The sequence below is a fragment of the Achromobacter sp. Root565 genome, assembly GCF_001427425.1.
Lineage (GTDB): Bacteria > Pseudomonadota > Gammaproteobacteria > Burkholderiales > Burkholderiaceae_B > Achromobacter > Achromobacter spanius_D.
The window spans coordinates 971,677-988,852 of the sequence record NZ_LMGO01000005.1; the positions used below are offsets into that span (position 1 = coordinate 971,677).

Annotated in this window: 14 protein-coding genes and 1 tRNA gene; 7 read left to right on the forward strand and 8 right to left on the reverse strand. The window is 65.6% G+C overall.

Going from position 1 to position 17,176, the window contains the following annotated elements; all coding sequences use genetic code 11:
• Positions 1 to 145: 145 nt before the first annotated feature.
• Positions 146 to 754: a hypothetical protein gene (locus tag ASD71_RS21070; RefSeq protein ID WP_056569174.1), complete on the reverse strand. Its 609-nt coding sequence runs from the start codon at positions 752 to 754 to the stop codon at positions 146 to 148.
• Between the two features lie 333 nt (positions 755 to 1,087).
• Complete coding sequence (locus ASD71_RS21075) at positions 1,088 to 3,022, reverse strand: bifunctional UDP-sugar hydrolase/5'-nucleotidase (protein WP_056569177.1); 1,935 nt, start codon at positions 3,020 to 3,022, stop codon at positions 1,088 to 1,090.
• Positions 3,023 to 3,499: 477 nt separating this feature from the next.
• On the opposite strand from ASD71_RS21075, the gene ASD71_RS21080 reads away from it, so the two are divergent.
• A complete protein-coding gene (locus tag ASD71_RS21080) occupies positions 3,500 to 5,413 on the forward strand; it encodes a bifunctional diguanylate cyclase/phosphodiesterase (protein ID WP_056569180.1) in 1,914 nt (637 codons plus the stop codon).
• Positions 5,414 to 5,427: 14 nt separating this feature from the next.
• Here ASD71_RS21080 and ASD71_RS21085 read toward each other — a convergent pair whose 3' ends face one another.
• The 3 genes from ASD71_RS21085 to ASD71_RS21095 all read right to left on the reverse strand — a co-directional run bounded on the left by ASD71_RS21085 (position 5,428) and on the right by ASD71_RS21095 (position 7,435).
• The gene (locus tag ASD71_RS21085) at positions 5,428 to 6,372 is read right to left on the reverse strand and encodes a metallophosphoesterase (protein WP_056569183.1); all 945 of its coding nucleotides are present in this window, start codon (positions 6,370 to 6,372) and stop codon (positions 5,428 to 5,430) included.
• A gap of 101 nt (positions 6,373 to 6,473) precedes the next feature.
• Positions 6,474 to 6,549: transfer RNA gene (locus ASD71_RS21090), tRNA-Lys, on the reverse strand.
• A 139-nt stretch (positions 6,550 to 6,688) separates the two neighbouring features.
• Positions 6,689 to 7,435 (reverse strand): 3-oxoacyl-ACP reductase family protein, encoded by a 747-nt coding sequence (locus ASD71_RS21095; protein WP_056569185.1) that lies wholly within the window; start codon positions 7,433 to 7,435, stop codon positions 6,689 to 6,691.
• 114 nt (positions 7,436 to 7,549) lie between these two features.
• On the opposite strand from ASD71_RS21095, the gene ASD71_RS21100 reads away from it, so the two are divergent.
• Positions 7,550 to 8,197 (forward strand): TetR/AcrR family transcriptional regulator, encoded by a 648-nt coding sequence (locus tag ASD71_RS21100; protein ID WP_056569187.1) that lies wholly within the window; start codon positions 7,550 to 7,552, stop codon positions 8,195 to 8,197.
• A gap of 11 nt (positions 8,198 to 8,208) precedes the next feature.
• The gene (locus ASD71_RS21105) at positions 8,209 to 9,801 is read left to right on the forward strand and encodes a sensor domain-containing diguanylate cyclase (RefSeq protein ID WP_056569190.1); all 1,593 of its coding nucleotides are present in this window, start codon (positions 8,209 to 8,211) and stop codon (positions 9,799 to 9,801) included.
• Positions 9,802 to 9,805: 4 nt separating this feature from the next.
• On the opposite strand, the gene ASD71_RS21110 is transcribed toward ASD71_RS21105, so the two are convergent.
• Positions 9,806 to 11,881: an AsmA family protein gene (locus ASD71_RS21110; protein WP_056569193.1), complete on the reverse strand. Its 2,076-nt coding sequence runs from the start codon at positions 11,879 to 11,881 to the stop codon at positions 9,806 to 9,808.
• Between the two features lie 348 nt (positions 11,882 to 12,229).
• Here ASD71_RS21110 and ASD71_RS21115 point away from each other — a divergent pair, with 348 nt between their 5' ends.
• On the forward strand, positions 12,230 to 14,152 hold the full coding sequence (locus tag ASD71_RS21115; protein WP_056569196.1) for an LTA synthase family protein: 1,923 nt from the start codon (positions 12,230 to 12,232) through the stop codon (positions 14,150 to 14,152).
• Between the two features lie 23 nt (positions 14,153 to 14,175).
• On the opposite strand, the gene ASD71_RS21120 is transcribed toward ASD71_RS21115, so the two are convergent.
• Complete coding sequence (locus ASD71_RS21120) at positions 14,176 to 14,784, reverse strand: DNA-3-methyladenine glycosylase I (protein WP_056569198.1); 609 nt, start codon at positions 14,782 to 14,784, stop codon at positions 14,176 to 14,178.
• A gap of 117 nt (positions 14,785 to 14,901) precedes the next feature.
• Between ASD71_RS21120 and ASD71_RS21125 the strand changes: the two genes are divergently transcribed.
• Positions 14,902 to 15,363, forward strand: a complete 462-nt coding sequence (locus ASD71_RS21125) for a YkgJ family cysteine cluster protein (protein ID WP_056569542.1) — start codon at positions 14,902 to 14,904, stop codon at positions 15,361 to 15,363.
• Positions 15,364 to 15,391: 28 nt separating this feature from the next.
• Here the strand turns inward: ASD71_RS21125 and ASD71_RS21130 are convergent, their stop codons facing one another.
• Positions 15,392 to 16,174 (reverse strand): AraC family transcriptional regulator, encoded by a 783-nt coding sequence (locus ASD71_RS21130; protein ID WP_082579007.1) that lies wholly within the window; start codon positions 16,172 to 16,174, stop codon positions 15,392 to 15,394.
• A gap of 108 nt (positions 16,175 to 16,282) precedes the next feature.
• On the opposite strand from ASD71_RS21130, the gene ASD71_RS21135 reads away from it, so the two are divergent.
• Together ASD71_RS21135 and ASD71_RS21140 are read left to right on the forward strand one after the other, a co-directional pair.
• Positions 16,283 to 16,726 carry a Fur family transcriptional regulator gene (locus tag ASD71_RS21135; protein ID WP_056569206.1) on the forward strand — a complete coding sequence of 148 codons (444 nt, stop codon included), beginning with the start codon at positions 16,283 to 16,285 and terminating at the stop codon, positions 16,724 to 16,726.
• A complete protein-coding gene (locus ASD71_RS21140) occupies positions 16,723 to 17,142 on the forward strand; it encodes a hypothetical protein (protein ID WP_056569209.1) in 420 nt (139 codons plus the stop codon). Before ASD71_RS21135 ends, ASD71_RS21140 begins: the two co-directional genes overlap by 4 nt.
• Positions 17,143 to 17,176: the final 34 nt, after the last annotated feature.

The following is a 17,176-nucleotide window of genomic DNA, read 5'->3' on the forward strand; positions in this document are numbered from 1 at the left end:
CACTGTCCATCCATCCGAATGCCGGATCATTCCGGCGAGGATCATGCTAGCAAGCGTAAATGGGGCGCCGGGCAACATTTTGTACGCGTGGCGCGCACCAGCCCCAGTAAGCAATACGCGCTTTCCCAGGGCGGATCGGCGCGCCTCACCCGCGCCGGCCAAACACCATCGCCAACCCGAACAACGCCCCGAGCCCGCCGACGATGGCCAGCGACACCGATGGCTCGCGCAGGTTCAGCGCCATGATGGCCGATCCCGCGCCCAGGGCGGTGATTCCCAAGCCGACCAGACGCCCGCCGGTGGAACCATAGAAATGCGTGCGGCGCGCCGCCTGCGTACCGGCCGGCTGGCGCTGTTGCCACGCCGCCAATGCCTGCTCAAACTCGCGCAACAGGCGCTCACGCCGGGGCAGGTCCACCGCGCTGACCAGCACGGTGGGCAGGCCGCGACGGACCAGCTTGAGGTAATCGTCCGTGCCCCAACTGGCCAGCTCGCCGAAGGCGATGGGCTTGCCGCGCGAAAACTCCAGACCTTCGGCCGTCACCTTGACATCATTGCGCGTGGGAAACCCCTTGAACGCAACCAACGGCGGCACGAAGAGGCCCAGCACGGCAAGCACGGCGGCCAGTCCGATCGGCCCGCGATTGAACACCACGAGCATGAAGCTGCCGGCGGCCAACGCGAACGCCAGGGGCACCGACAACTGGTGCCATCGCGTGTAGACCGATACCGGGATCCCTTCGTTGCTGTTCATGCGTGCGCCTTGTCAGTTATTCGCTTTTACAGGATTTGAACCGCTGCCGCCCATGGGCAGCGAGCGGATGTCGGGCATTAACGATATCGTCATCGACCAGCACCGACTCGTCCCAAGGCTTGGCGGTGAACTCGATGGACTGGCTGCGACCCTTGCGCATCCAGCGCCAGGCGTCCGCCCGCCACCGTATCGCAAGTGCTCGCGACCTTCGGCGAACGCGCTCCCACGGGCTCTGAACTGACGTTCGATGTGATGTGCTGGCTTGCCGCCGGCCGCCATCCCTCGGTCGGTAAGACCGGTACGAGTCAGCCGGTGTTCAAGGTATTGTGACAATCACGGCAGCCAGTTATGCGTGCTGTACCGGTCGTTGTCGATGCGGTTCAGAACCGGCAGACCGGTGCCCACATCCTTGGTCTGCATGTCGATGTAGGCCTGGAACACATCCGCATCCAGCACGCCGATGTCGGAACGGCGCTCGGCCGGCACGTTGGCCAGCGTCGTGTAGCCATCCCCGCCGGTCGCATTGAAGCTGAGCACAAACAGGCGATAGGTGCGCGCGTTGTCCAGCGGCAGCCACGTGCTGGTGGCCTGGTCCAGGTACTGGATATTGCTGGCGCGGCTGCCCTTGGCGTTCGAGGCGGTCACGTCCCAGCGCAGGCCGGCCGCGTACGGGTAAGGACCGTCCTTGCCGCCCGGCTTGTACGTGGCGTCCAGGCCGTCCTCGATCATGGACTTGACCTCGTTGGCGGTCAGGTCCAGGCGCCACAGCATGTTGCCGAAGGGCACGACAGCGATCACGTCGGCGGCCGTCACGGTGCCGTTCAACGCGCGACGGACACCGCCACCGCTTTGCAGGGTCATGTCGGCGCCGCCGTATTCGGCGTTGGCCACGTCCAGATAGGCTTGCGCCACCAACTGCTGGATGTCGCCGCCGCGCAGGGCCACGTTGCCTTCGCTCTCGCATGCGGGGCTGGCCGCGTTGCTGGTCGGCGTGGGACCCGGAATGCGGCGGAAGCACAGTTCCAGCGGCACTTGGGCGACGTTGGTCTTGCTGAAGATGTCGATCTTGGCCTTGAACGGTTGCAACACCGACAGCGCGGCGGCGTCCGGCGTCTGCTCGCGCAGGAAGCCGCTGGCCGAGACGCCGGCCTTGAAGGCGGCGCGATCGGCATCGGAGGCCGCAACCAGGGCGCTGCCCGACTTGACGCGGTAGTCGGCGCCGATCAGCACGTGGGGCGTGCCAGCGCAGTTCGTCACGTCGCCGTTGGCGTCGAAGCTGACCTTCAGTTCGCCCACGACTTGCGAGTATTCCCAGGCCTGCACCAGGCAGACCGGCTTGCCGTCCTTGTCGGCCAGACGGGTGGGATAGGCGCCGCCCGGCGTGCCCACGGCCATCGTCTTCATCGAGTCGGGACCCAGCAGCGTGTGCGAATCGCCGCCCACTACCACATCGACGCCGCTCAGTTTGGCGATCACTTCCTTGTCGTAGCCGTAGCCGATGTGGCTGAGCAGGATGACCTTGTTGACGCCATTGGCGCGCAGGGCGTCGATCTGCGCCTGCGCGGCCACGGCTTCGTCCGTGAACGTCGTGTCCGCGTTGGGGCTCGACGATTCCTTGGTCTTGCTGGCGATGGTCAGGCCGACGATGCCGATCTTCTGCGCATCGCGCTCCACCACGACGGCGGGCTTGATCAGGTCGGAGCCCTTGAGCGGCGAGCTCGCGCCGAAATTGACGTTCGCGCTAAGAACCGGCGTCTGGCAGGCGCCGGCATGCAGGAAGTCCACAAAGCGCTTCAGGCCGTCGTCGCCCTTGTCGAATTCGTGGTTGCCGACCGCCATGGCGTCGAAGCAAACCGTGTTCATCAGCGCGGCATCGGCCTCGCCCGGCGCGCCGGCGCGGTTGAAGTACAGCGTGCCGGTCTGCGCGTCGCCCGCATGCAGCTTGAGCACGTTCGGCGAGTTGGCGGCCAGTTGGTCGATGGCGGCTTTTACGCGCGGCATGCCGGCGGCGGACACGGTCACTTCGGTATCGATCCCGGCCGCGTTCTTCAGGGTCAGCGTGCGGTCCTTGCCGTCCAGCGTGGAGTGGTGATCATTGATGTGGAGAATCGTCAGCTCCAGCGGACGAGGCTGCACGGGAGGTTCGGTGATGGGCGGCGTTTCGGGGTCGCTGCTGTTATCGCTGTCGTTGTCCCCGCCGCAGCCCGCAACTAGCGCCATCGCGCTCATCATTGCGCAGGCCAGCGCATTCCGATTCCAGTGCTTCATTTTCCTTTTTCCCGTGGAGGCTGATCGAGGCCCGCATTCTGTTTGCCGCGTATGACGCAACGATGAATGCAAGCTGAAGCCTTCCGCGCAAGAAAATGGTCGATTTTTGGCGCCTGGAAATGCTTTTGACGCGTGGGTGGTGTAACGCGGGGGGGTGAGGTCAAACGCGCGCCGCCAGCTGGAAAATCGCAGGCATGTGCGATAAATTCATATGTCGGAAGAATCAGTTACAGATTTGTCTTCCATAATTTTTCAGCCGCGTCACACTTCGAAACTGGTTCTCCCGCCGACGCCTCCGGCAAATGTGGCGTCGGTTTCGCTGTAGCGCAGGACAAACACGCATTGATCGGCGACACCACCCGCCGCGTGGTCAGCAATGGCGGCGCGGCAATGCGGTTGGCAGTTGCGCGGCTTGCCCGCGCAACGCCGGGGGAACCAGACGGCGCAGCACGAGGAGAAATAGAAAGGAGGCTGTAGATGAAATGCCCCCCACCTTTGCCGACCGAAACCGAAAGGCTGCGCGCCCTGTCGGAATACGGGCTCGATCCGCAGCATCCGCTGCCCAGCCTGGACCCGGTCGTGCGCATTGCATCGCGCATGTTCAACATGCCGGTGTCGGCCATCAACATGGTCGGCAGCGATCATGTGTTTTTCGCGGCCAGCATAGGCGTCGGCGACACCGACATGCGCCGAGACGTCTCTTTCTGCGCCCATGCGGTCTTGCAGGACGACGTCATGGTCGTGCCGGATGCGCGCCAGGATGAACGCTTCCACGACAATCCGCTCGTCTCGGGCCCAGCCAGCATCCGGTTCTATGCCGGCGTTTCCCTGAGCTCACCGGACGGCCATCCGCTGGGCGCGCTGTGCATCATCGACACGGAACCCCACGCCGATTTCAGCGAGGACGACAAGGAACGCCTGCGCGAGCTGGCCCGCATGGCGGCCGACCGCCTGGAATTGCGGCGTGTCGAAGTCAGCGCCGAACTTGCCCGCGCGCGGGCCAAACCGCCAGCGGCCGGACATCGAACGAAGCGCGCAACCGCGCAGCGGCCCGGCCACACGCCCGCGCACAAGCGCCATGACGACGACGCGCGCAAACTGACCGGTTTCGATCCGCTGACCGGCTTGGCCAACCGCGGAGTCTTCTACCGGCGCGTGGAAGACGTGTTGGCACATCCGTGCGCCGCCGCCATCCTGATGCTGGACCTGGACGGCTTCAAGGACATCAACGACACGATGGGCCATGCGGTCGGCGACGCGATCCTGCGGGAGCTCGCGGCGCGCCTGGACGGCACGGCGGGCCCCTGCGACACGGTCGCGCGCCTGGGCAGCGACGAGTTCGCCATCCTGCAGCACGACGTCGGCGACCTGAAACAGGCAACGGAACTGGCGCAACAGGCGCTGGCGCGCATTGCCGAACCCATATCGATCCAAGGCCAGGAGCTGCGCCTGACCGCGAGTTGCGGCGTGGCCCTGGCCCCGCTGCATGCGCACGAAGCGCTGGAACTGGTGGGCAACGCCGATCTCGCATTGGTCAAAGCCAAGACGGTCGGCCGCGGCCGCATCTTTGTCTTCGCCCCCAACCTGCGCCTGGAAGCCGTGGCGCGGCGCCTGTACGGCATGGAGCTGCACCGCGCGGTCGCCAAAGGCGAATTCCTGCTCTTCTATCAACCGCAGATCAATCTGGCGACCGGCTCACTGACTGGCGCCGAGGCGCTGTTGCGATGGCGCCATCCGCAATTGGGCCTGCTGGCGCCGGGCGTCTTCCTGCCATCACTGGAAGGCGGCCCCTTGGCGGGCACGGTCGGCTCATGGGTGCTGAACGAAGCGTGCAGCCAGGCCGCGTTCTGGCGACGTAGCGGCATGCACGATTTCCGCATCGCCGTGAACCTCTTCAGCGTGCAATTCCGCGAGGGCGACCTGGCGGCCGAAGTCGCGCAAACGCTTGCCCGGCACGGCCTGCCGCCCGAGGCGCTGGAACTGGAGATCACCGAGAACATCGTGCTGAACAGCGACGACACGGTGCTGGAAACGCTCCAGCGCCTGCGCGCCCAGGGCGTGGGCATTTCATTCGACGACTTCGGCACCGGGTATGCGTCGCTCAGTCTTTTGAAGACGCATCCGATCACGCGCATCAAGATCGACCGCTCGTTCGTCAGCGGGATTCTGGAATCCAACCAGGACGCCACGGTGGTCCGCGCCATTCTGGATGTGGCGCGCAGCTTTGACCTGAACACCATCGCCGAAGGCATCGAAACCGACGAGCAACGCGAACGGCTGCAGGCCGAGCATTGCGAAGAGGGTCAGGGGTATCTTTTCGGAAAACCGATGGCGGCGCAGCAGTTTGCGCAGACGTTCGGGATTGAGACGGCGCTGCGGATCATGGCTTGAAGGCCGTCGCGGCGCTATTCCCTTTCCCAGACCAGCTTTCCGTTGGACAGCGTGTCTTCGCCATCCCAGCGGTACGCCACCAGCGGACCGCCCGCAGCGGCCGACCAGTCCAGGCAGGCAAGCTTGCCGCTCTCGATCTTGGGCTGCCCCTTGAACCAATGGTGGCCGATGAAAACGGGCGCGCCGGAGAGCGGCGTCCGGCAAAAGCCCTCTGGCAATGCCAGCCCGCGAATCTGCTCCTCCTGGCCAGCCGGCACCAAGGCGACCTCATGCAAGGCACTGGCCCAATCGCGCCAATTGGCAAGCCGCACATGGTGATGGCGGTGCCCCTCCTTGTCCTCGATGTAGCGGCCGTCAGGCAACGCCAACTCCATTCCTGACGTGAGCAGCTTCCTGGCTTGCTCCAGCTCCGTGCCCTGTTGATGCATGGCCACCAGCATGGCGTCATCCAATGGCTTGCCAGGCACCCAACCCGCGTCCGCCAACGCTTTGGCGGCACGGTCATCCCAGCACGCATGCGCAACGCGAATCCCGCCCAAGTCCATGCACGGCGGCAATTGGCGGAACCAGGCGACCCAGGAGGCATGCTCCGGGCTGCCTTCGCCTATCTGATCGATGAAGGCACCGTGCTGCTTGCGGTTCTTGCGGCACGTCGCCGAGTCGCCGCGATTGGGCCGCAGGAACTCGCCGGGATGGTGGGGGTCTTCGATGGCATAGCCGATGGCGTTGAATTCGTGGTTGCCCATGACGCACAAGGCCTGGCCGTCGTCCATCATGGCGCGGACAATTTCCAGGACACGGCGCTGCCCCGCGCCTCGATCCACCAGATCGCCAAGGAATATTGCCTGACGGCCTTGGGGGGCTTTGTACCCTTTGCCCGCCGGAACATAGCCGAGACTACGCAGCAGCCCGTCGAGCTTCAGGTCTTCTCCGTGGATGTCGCCGATGATGTCGTACATGCGTCTTCCTCCATGCCGTCCTCTGCCGATTTTCAGGTAGTAGAACGCAAAAAGCCCACCGGAACCGGTGGGCTTTTTTTGCACGTACTGCCAAAGAATTCTGGTGGGCTGTGAGTGGCTCGAACACTCGACCTACGGATTAAGAGTCCGCTGCTCTACCAACTGAGCTAACAGCCCTGCGAGTCACTCACTTTGATCTGCTGCTGCGTTGCCGCTGTAGCGTTTCGTTATGTGTGTGCCGCGAAGAAGAAAGATTATATGGGGATTTTTTTGTTTGTGCAAGTCGGGTGGCGAAAAAGTTTTAGAAACGACTACATCAGGCCGCGTACCCGCCGTCCACCGCAAGGCTGGCGCCCGTGACATAGCGGCCTTCGGGTCCAGCCAAGAATGCGACCATCCCCGCGATGTCGCGGGCTTCACCATAGTGAGGCAAGGACAGCACGGCAACCAGATCAGCCGCGCGGTCTCCATCGGCCGGGTTCATGTCGGTGTCGATGGGACCCGGGTGCACAACATTGGCGGTGATGCCGCGCGGACCCAGATCGCGCGCCAGGCCTTGCGTCAGTCCGACCAATGCCGATTTGCTGGCAGCGTACAGCGCAACGCCCGCGCGGCCCGCGCGTGGAGCCAGGCAGCTGCCGATGTTGATGATGCGGCCGCCATCGGGCATGGCGGCCTGCGCCGCCTGGATGGCGACGAAAGGGGCGCGCACGTTGATGTCCATCGTCCGCTCGTAGTCATCCAGGCTGGTGTCCGCGACATGCCCGGCCAGAAAAATGCCGGCGTTGTTGACCAGCACGTCGATGGGACCGAGCTCGCGGATGGCGTCTTCGACCGCGCGTTTGACGGCGGCGGCGTCCGCAGAGTCGGCCTGGATGGCTTTGGCGCGGCGGCCTAGCGCCGTCAACTCCTGCACCAGCGCCTGGGCGGGTGCGGCCGATGTTGCGCTGACATAGGTGAAGGCCACGTCCGCGCCGTCGGCGGCGAGGCGGCGAACAATGGCGGCGCCGATGCCTCGGCTGCCGCCGGTGACGAAAGCCACTTTTCCGTTCAAGTTCTGCATGGTCAATCTCGTTTTGTAGTGATCGGTACAAATATCATCGCCGTGCAACCTCGCCGTGGTCAACAATTTTTTAGCGATCAACACAAAATAGGCGGCGCGAGTAAAATCGCGGGCATGGCTGAACGTGGGCGCCCGCGGAACTTCGACCGTGCCCAGGCCTTGCAAAAGGCCATGGAGGTTTTCTGGTCGAAGGGATATGAAGGGGCATCGCTGACCGATCTGACGGAAGCGATGGGCATCAACTCGCCCAGCCTCTATGGCGCCTTCGGTTCCAAGGAAGGCCTCTTTCGCGAAGCCGTCGAGCTCTACCGCGAGACCGAAGGCGGTTCGGCGCGGCGCGCGCTGCTTGCGGCGCCGACTGCGCGCGATGCGGTGCAGGCAATGCTGCTGGCGTCGGCCGAACGTTTCACGGCCCCTGGCCTGCCGCCCGGCTGCATGATCGTCTTGGGCGCACCTGCGGGTTGCGACAACCAGGCCGGCGTGGGGAATTTTCTGGGAGACAACCGGCGCGAGATGCAAAGCCGCATCCTCGCGCGTCTGAACGCCGGCGCCGCGCAAGGCGAATTGCCCGCCGGGACGGACCTGAAGGGGCTGGCCGCGTTCTACACGACGGTCCTGCATGGCATGTCCATCCAGGCGCGCGACGGCGCCAGCCGCAAGACATTGCAGGCCGTGGCCCGGCAGGCGATGCGCGCGTGGGACGCCTTGATCTGCGACGCCCCGCCGCCCTCCGGCGTGCCGCCGGGCCGCGCCCGCAACTGACGGATACCGTCATGTTCCGCGTCGACCTGCGGCGTCTCATCCTGTGGATCAGCCTGCTGTCGGTCGTTGTGGTGCTTGCGGGCGGCCTGCATGCCAGCTATCTGGTGCAGCGCGATCTGCTGCTGCGCAATGCCATGGACACGAACCGCATCTACGCGTCCAAGCTGGCGCTGACCACCGATGCGTTGCTGAACGATGTTCATCGCTACCTTTCCTACAGCGCTGATGAACTGGCCGGCATGGAAAGCCACCCCGAACGCATGGCCGAGGAAACGCGGCGGCAGGAGCAGCAGCTGGGGCTTTTCAATTCCAGCTTTGTCGCATCGCCCCAGGGCAAGGTGCTGGCGGTGTCGCCGTCGTATCCGCAATTGCTGGGACATCAATTGGTCAGCAATGCGGTAAAGCAGGCGCTTGCCGCGCGCAAGCCCACGATCAGCGAACCGTTTCAGGCCAGCAACGGCCGCTGGCAGATCCTCTACACCCAACCCATCTTTTCCCGCGATTTCCGCTATCTCGGATTCATCGCGGGATCGCTTTATCTGCACGAGGACAATTTGCTGGATCGTCTGCTGGACCAGCATTTCTACCGCGACGATTCATTTCTTTACGTGATCGACCGCAAGGGCACGCTGATCTACCACCCCAACAGCGCCCAGCTGGGCAAGCCGGCTCCCGATAACGAGACCTTCGCCGCGGCGCGGCGCGGCGAGACGGGCGAGCGGCGCTTCATCGACAGCGAGGGCCGCGACATGCTGGCGGGCTTTGCGCCCGTGCCCAGCACCGGCTGGAGCATCATCGCGCAGCGTCCGGTGGACAGCACGCTCGCCCCGCTGACGGACCTGTTGATGGCCACCGCCCGCAACACCTTGCCCCTGCTGCTGCTATCGGTGGCGTTGATCTGGCTGTTGTCGCGCTGGATCGCGCGCCCGTTGGGCCAGATGGCCAGCATTGCCAAGCGGATGCAGGACCCGGATTCCGCGGACCGCATCCGCGCCGTGCGTTCGTGGTATTTCGAGGCCGCGCAATTGCGGCGCGCGCTGCTGATGGGGCTGGCGTCGTTTCATCACAAGCTAAGCGACCTGCGCCGTGAAAACACGACCGACACGCTGACCGGGTTGCTGAACCGCCGCGGCATGGACGAGGCGCTGGCGCTGCTGGGCGCCGAAGGCACGCCGGTGGCCATCGTGGCGATCGACATCGACCACTTCAAGCGCATCAATGACCGCTACGGCCACGCGGCGGGGGATCAGGCCTTGCAGGCGCTGGCGGGCGTGATGCGCGAGGGGTCGCGCAGCGATGACGTGCTGACGCGGCCGGGTGGCGAGGAATTCGTCATGCTGCTGCCGGGCGCCAGCATGGCGGCGGCCATCGCGATTGCGCAGCGGTTGCGCACTCGCCTGGCCTCGCCGGAGGCGACGCCCCTGCCCGCCCCCATCACCATCTCGGCGGGCGTGGCGCACTATCCGGAACAGGGCGCCACACTTGAGGCCGTGTTCGAACGCGCAGACCAGGCGCTCTACCACGCCAAGAACCATGGCCGCGATGTGGTGTGCGCGGCCGACGAGGCCGCGCCCGGCGGCTTCCGGCTGATGCCCGGGGGCTGACACCCTACTTTTTGGGCGGCGGCGGCGCCTTCGGCGGCTTGCGCATCTGCTCGAGCAGCGGCCCGCACGCGTTCTCGTCGTTGGCGCTGGGCGCAATCAGCGCTAGCAGCCCAGCCGCCGGCGTCAGCAGCACGCCGAGCGCCACCATGCCCGCGCCGCGCGCCGCCAGCGGGGCGACATGCACGCCCACGTCGGGCGATCCGAACGTCCCGCGCACATACAGCGGCGAGCGCAGCGAAAAGATACGGAACCCCTTGCTGTCGGGATCGATGTCCAGATCCATGGTCTCGTCCTTGAAGTTGGCCGAGCCGGTGATCGTGATCAATGCGTTGTCGGTGTCGAAAACAAAGATGCGTGGCGTCATGACGCCGCTCTTCAACTCCAGGTCCGCCGCGCCGCAGTTGATCTTCACTTCGTCGTCACCGAACAGCTTGGAGACCACGTAATTCGCGACGTTCAGACCGGCAAGCTCCATGAGGCTGCGGCTGATGACGCCGTCGTTGACCAGCATCTTGACGTCGCCCGTCGCCGAGCCCAGCAATGCCGCCACGGAGTTGCCAGTGCCGCTGATCGCCAGGTCGCCATTCAGCTCGCCCAGCGTCTTCTGCATGGATTCGGCCGAGGGAAAGAGCTGCTTGAGCTGCAGCCGGCGCGCGTGCATGTCGATGCGGCCGGTAAGCGGCGCGCGCGACCCGTCCAGGCGCGCGGTGGCGTTCATGGTGCCGCCTGCCATGCCGAAGCTGAGGGGGTCCAGCGCAAGCTTGCCGTCCTGCAGAATGACGTGCACCGACAGCTTGGACAGCGGCAGCTTGCTGTCATGAACGATGCGCGCGGCGTCCAGCGAGACGTCCGCGTCCATGTCGCGCCAGCGGTCCGTGCGGAACTCCTGCGTCGGCAGGACCTTGCCGCCCTTGGGCTTGGCGGGCGCGTCCTTGGATTTGTCAACGGCCGCCTTCGAGCCGCCGCCGGACGGCACGCCGATCAGCGGACCCAGGTCGGCCATTTGCAGCAGCTTGGACGACAGCTTGCCGGTCAGCTTGGGCCGGGGCGCGCCCAACGCGAAGGTGATGTCGCCATGCAGGTCGCTGTCGCCGACCTTGCCGTTGAAGTTCTTGTAGTCGAACACCGCGCCGCCGGGATTCTGCAGCTTGGCGACCAGATGGCCATCGGTACTGTAGGGCGGCGTGTCCGGCAGCGTCACGCCGGTCAGCGGGTAGAGCTGCGCCATGGACGAGCCGGACAGTTTCAGATGCAGGTCCAACGCGCCCAGGTTCACGGGATCGGTCAGCGTGCCCGCGACCGATGCGCGCGTGCCGCCGATGGATACGTCCGCCTGCAAGGGGAACGGCTGCTTGGGGTCCTTCATGGCCAGCATGCCCCCGACCTTGCCCTCGCCCTTGGTGGCCAGCCCCTTGTATTTGCCGTCGACCTTCCAGCCGAACACATAGTCGCGCGGCGCCGGGGCCGTACCGTCCTCAGGCACGAACAATTTACCCGTCACGTCCGCAAACGGCACGGGCTTGCCCAGCGGATCGATCAGCACGGTCAGGTCGGCCTTGAGCATGTCGTCGGCATAACCGACGCGCCCCTTGTCGAATCCGATCTCGTTGATGTCCAGCACCCAGGGCGACGGCTCGCCCGATTCCGGCAGGGTGAAGACCCAGTTGGCGCGGCCGTCGGCCTGCCGTTCCAGATCGGCGGCCGGTTCCGTCAATTGAATGTGCCGAATGACGACGTGCTGCGCCAGCAGCGGCAAGGGCGACAGGCTGAATTCCGCGCGCTTGAGCGTGGCGAAATGCGGCGCCTTGCCCCACTCTGTATTGGCGATCGTGATGTCGTTGGCGACCACGCGCGGCCATGGCACCCAGGATCGCCAGCCCCCTTCACCCGCCTCCCGCTGCCATCGCACGCTCAGGTCGCCGTTGATCGCAAAGGGGCGGCCCATGGCGGCGGTGGCCCGTTCATTGATCATGGGCTTGGCGCGGTTCCAGTCGAAGGTGGCGATCACGATCACCAATACCGCCACCACCAGGGCAATGCCCCCTACAATCCCGATCGCGATTTTTCTTGTGCGCGTCATGGTTACTATCCTTGGCTTGGCTGCCGGCCGCACACCGCTGGCCGGTCTCACTACCCCAGGGTATCGCGGCCTGTTGCGACGGTCGGACGGAACGACGCCATAATGTGTGCGGATTTTTCCGGGCGTGCGCGCCGTGTAAATATGGCCTCGGCGCGACCGCCCGCAGCGCTGCGCAGCAAGCGACGTGCCTGCGCATCGTCTGCGCCGTTACAAAGAGAGACGACTAAGGACGGCGAAATGCAGGCACATCGGGCGCCTTCTCAGAATTTTTGACGCCGGCGCGGTTCCAATGCCAAATGACCGAATCTGCCCGAGCTGGGCGGTGAAGCAGGACAACCTGGAGGCCCGATGCGGCATTCAACCTTGATTTTCGTGTTGGCGGCGTTCGCGCTGCTGACGCTCAGCCGCCTGGCGCTTGCGCTGTGGCAATGGCAGCGCGTGCGCAATGCCGGCGGTCTTGCGCCCTTGCTGCTGCGGGGCCTGCGCATCGACGCGCATCAGATCGCAGTGCTGGCGGCGCTGCCGGCCGTGCTGTCGCCGCTGTTTGGCCACATCCCCCTGGCGGCGGACATCGCCGCCGGCTGGTATCTGGTGGCATTTGTGCTGCTGGCGTTTCTGGAAGTGGCGACGCCGCCCTTCATCATCGAATACGACTCCCGTCCCAATCGCCTGTTTGTCGAATATCTGAAGCATCCGCGCGAGGTTTCCGGGATGCTGTGGCGCGGGTACAAGGGCGCGCTGCTGGGCGGGCTGGGCGCGCTGGCGGTCATCGGCTGGGCTGCGTGGACCCTGCTGGGCCATGCGCGTCCCGACGCGCCGCTGACGTGGTGGCAGATGCCGCTTGCCAGCGTGGCGATCCTGGCGGTGGTGATTCTGGCCATCCGCGGCACGCTGAGCCACCGTCCGATCAACCCGTCTTCGGTGGCCTACAGCTCCGATGGGATGCTCAATACCCTGGCGTTGAATTCGCTGTACAACGTGTTTTACGCGGTCTACAGCATGAAGAACGAAAAGTCGGCCTCCGCCGTGTATGGCGGCATGGACGACGACGAGATGCACGCGCTGGTGCTGGCGCAGTCCGGACTGCCGTATCCGCCCCCGAACCCGGACTACCCCAGCCTGCACCGCCAGCCGGCCACGCGCAAGACGCATCGTCCGCTCAACCTGGTCATCATTCTTGAAGAAAGCCTGGGCGCCCAGTACAGCGCGGCCCTGGGCGGCGCCAACCTGACGCCGGAGCTGGACGCGCTGGCGCGCGACGCCTGGACCTTCACGCGCGCCTACGCCACCGGCACCCGGTCGGTGCGCGGCCTGGAAGCCGTGACCACCGGATTTCTGCCCACACCCGCGCAGGCGGTGCTGAAGCTGCCGCGGTCGCAGCGCGGGTTCTTCTCGTTGGCGGATCTGCTGGGCCGCCACGGGTATCACTCGCGCTTCATCTATGGCGGCGAGTCGCACTTCGACAACATGAAGGGCTTCTTCCTGGGCAACGGCTTCAAGCAGATTGTGGACCGGGCCGATTTTGTCGACCCGGCGTTCGTTGGCACCTGGGGCGCCTCGGACGAGGACATGTTCAATCAGCTGGACCGCCTGCTGCGCGAGGACGGCGACCGGCCGACCTTCACGCTGGCGTTCAGCGTGTCCAACCATACGCCGTGGGAATATCCGGCCGGCCGCATCGAGACCGACGGCAATCCCGCCACGGTCGAGAACACGGTGCGGTACGCTGACTGGGCACTGGGCCGTTTCTTTGAACGGGCCAAGGCGTCGCCGTATTGGGAGAACACCGTCTTCCTGGTGGCGGCGGACCACGACTCGCGCGTGTTTGGCGCCAGCCTGGTGCCGGTGCGCCACTTTCATATCCCCGCAGTGATCCTGGGCGCCGGCGTCGAGGCGCGCCGCGACGACCGCCTGGTCAGCCAGATCGACCTGCCCCCGACGCTGCTATCGCTGATTGGCGTGGACACCGAACACCCGATGATCGGGCACGATCTCACACGCAGCGCGCCGGGACGCGCGATCATGCAGTACGACAGCACGTACGGATACCTGAAGGGCGACGACCTGCTGGTGCTGGCGCCCAACAAGCCCGCGGTGCAGTACCGCTACACCGCGCCCGAGGACTACGCCCCCGCGCCGCTGAACCCCGAATTGGCGACCGAGGCGCTGGCGCATGCGTTGTGGCCAAGCTGGGCTTACCGCGAGGGCCGCTACAGCTTGCCCGGGCAGGCGCCGGTGCAAACCGGGCTGGAGAACGGCCGCCCGGCCTGACGCGCGCCATTCGGCGCAATGCGTCAGCCCGCCGGCCGCACGAACGCCTTGCGCTTTTTCTCGATGACTGCGTGGCAATGGCAGCCGGGGCTGTGGTCGTTGACCATGCCCACGGACTGCATGAAGGCGTAGACCGTGGTGGGCCCCACGAACTTCCAGCCCAGCTTCTTGAGCGCCTTGGACAGGGCCTCGGACTGCTCGGACGTCGAGGCGCCGTAGGTCGATACCTTGGAAGGCGGCGCTTCGAAGCGCCAGAAATACGCGGCCAACGATCCCTCGCGATCGATCATTTCGAGCGCCCGGGCCGCGTTGTTGATCATGGCTTCGATCTTGCCGCGATGGCGCACGATGCCCGCATCCGCCAGCAGCGCCTGGACTTCCGGTTCGCCGAAGCTGGCAAGCTTTGCGGGATCGAAGTTGGCGAAGCCGCGGCGGAAGGCCTCGCGCTTGTTCAGGATGGTGCGCCAGCTAAGTCCCGACTGGAAACCTTCCAGGCAGAGCTGTTCGAACAACGCGCGATCGTCGCCTTCGGGGCGGCCCCATTCGGTGTCGTGATAGGCCATGTATTCGGCCGACGTGTCCACCCAGCCGCAACGCGCCAGGCCATCTGGAAAATCGGTTTTCGCGGACAAGAAAGCGCTCCTCAAGGCTGACAGGGTACCGATGCTACTCCTGCAACGTCCCTGAAAAAAGTCGTAGCGGCCGCAACGCAAATCCAGATAATATTTCCGGCCTTCGGACCCATGCCCATGTCCCTGCCACTGACTTCGCTCGTTTCGTTCGTATCGCCCGCGGTGCTGGCCGGCGACGACCCGTCCGCCAATCCTTGCCTGGACTGCGGCGCCTGCTGCGCGCACTTTCGCGTGTCGTTTTACGTCGGTGAGCTCGCCGGCGAGAACGGCGGCCACGTGCCGCTGGAACTGGTCACCCAGATGAGCCCCCTGCGCGCCTGCATGAAGGGCACGGAAATGGGCGGCGGACGCTGCATTTCGCTGCGCGGCGAGCTGGGCAAGCCGGGCATCCACTGCGACATCTACGAGAGCCGGCCCACGCCGTGCCGCGAGTTCGACATCTGGATGCCGGACGGCTCACCCAATCCGGATTGCCAGCGTCTGCGGCTGTCGCTCGGCTTGGCGCCGGTGCCGCCCCGGCCGGACGCCGAGAACGACCCGGAAGGCCCGTTGCATCCGGACCAGCCCGCCGCCGCCTGACTGCGCTACCCCTGACCGCGTCCCCCCCCTAACCGCGATCCGCCAGATACCGCGTCGGCGTCATGCCGAACGCCGTGCGGAAGCTGCCAATGAACGCGCTGGTGCTTTCATACCCGACCGACAGCGCGGCCTGCGTGACCGATCCGCCCCGGAACAGCATCTCCAGCGCCCGCAGCAACCGGGCTTGCTGGCGCCACTGCCCCAACGTCACGCCGGTCTCCTGGCGAAAACGCCGCATCAGTGTGCGCGACGACATGTTCAGCCGCTGCGCCCATTCGTCGATGCCCGCCGTGTCGTCCGGCGTGTCCAGCAGCGTGTTGGCCAGGTCCTGCAGGCGCGGATCGGCCGGCATCGGCAGTGGCGCGGTCGCATCGAAGGTGCGCTGCCGCAGTTCCTCCAGCAGTACATCGAAAAGCTGCGCCTGATAGGACGGCGGCGCGTCCTGCCACCCGCCTTCCGTAAAGCGTTCGACCAGCGCCTCGATCAGCCGGGAGGACGGCCACGCGCGGCAGTTCGGCGGCAGGCGTCCGCAGACGTCCGGGTGCACGTGCAGGAATGACCCGCGCGCCTCGCCGAACCAGCGCGCGCCATGCTGCACCCCGGGCGGAATCCATCCCAGACTGCCCGGCAGCACCGTCAGCACGCGCTCGCCCGACTGCACCATCACCAGCCCTTCGTGGACCAGCACCAGCATCCCCTCGGCGTGGGTGTGCGCCGGCACGGAGATTCCCTTCGACTCCCGCCGCCTGCGCAGGCTGAACGGCGTCAGCAGGACGTCGGGCAGAGGGGGTGCGGCAGCCGCTTGAAGCATGGTTGGCAGGTTTGAGGCACAGATTGACGGGTTCCCGTTAGCGGGTCCATTTGAAAATGTACATCATTCTCATCAACCGGGTATCGGCCCCCCGGATGGAGAATCTACATGGACCACACACGGCTGCGCGACGCCGGCATCAAAGAAGCCACTTTCCCGCGGATGAAGATCCTGGACATCTTCTACCGCCACGCAGACGAGCACATGAGCGCCGCGGACATCTACCGCCGCCTCATCTCGGATCACAGCAATATCGGCCTGGCCACGGTGTACCGGGTGATCACGCAACTGGAGCACGCCGGCCTGCTCAAACGCACCCAGCTCGATACGCACACCAATGTGTTCGAACTGAACGACAAGGGCCATCACGACCATCTGGTCTGCACGCGCTGCGGGCAGATCCGGGAATCCAGCGATCCGGCCATGGCGCAACTGGTCAGGAAGATCGCGCGCCGCAGCGGCTTCGAACTGGATTCCTACAGCCTGGTGCTTTACGGCAGCTGCGGCTGCGCCCAGGACGATCCCGCCCTGCCCCACGGAGCCTTCGAATGAACCCCGATCAGTTTTTCTTCCACGACCTGTCGCAATTTCCCATCGTGACCGCCCGCCACGGCGGCGCGCCGCTGGGCTACTCGGCCTCCTGGATCCGCGAAATGGAGCTGCTGGTGGACAACCCGCGCAGCTTCGTCATGGTGGTGCCCGATACCCGCCACGAGGCCGCGCACGACGACCGCAAGGCGATGATCGAATGGCAAACGGCCAACATGCCGCGGCTGCGCGCGCGCTGCCGGGCCTTCATCGCCGTCGAGCGTGACACCAGCGCGCTCGACAAGCTGCGCAAGCGCGGCGAAAAGATGGCCCGGGCCTTCGGCCTGCCGTTCCTGGCGGTCGCGACGCCGGGCGAAGCGGTCCAATGCGCCCGCGAACTGCTGGGGCAGGCCGGGCCGGGCGGCTTCAACGTCGATTAAGGGGCCGGATCGCGATTTAAGACTGGGCGTGCGC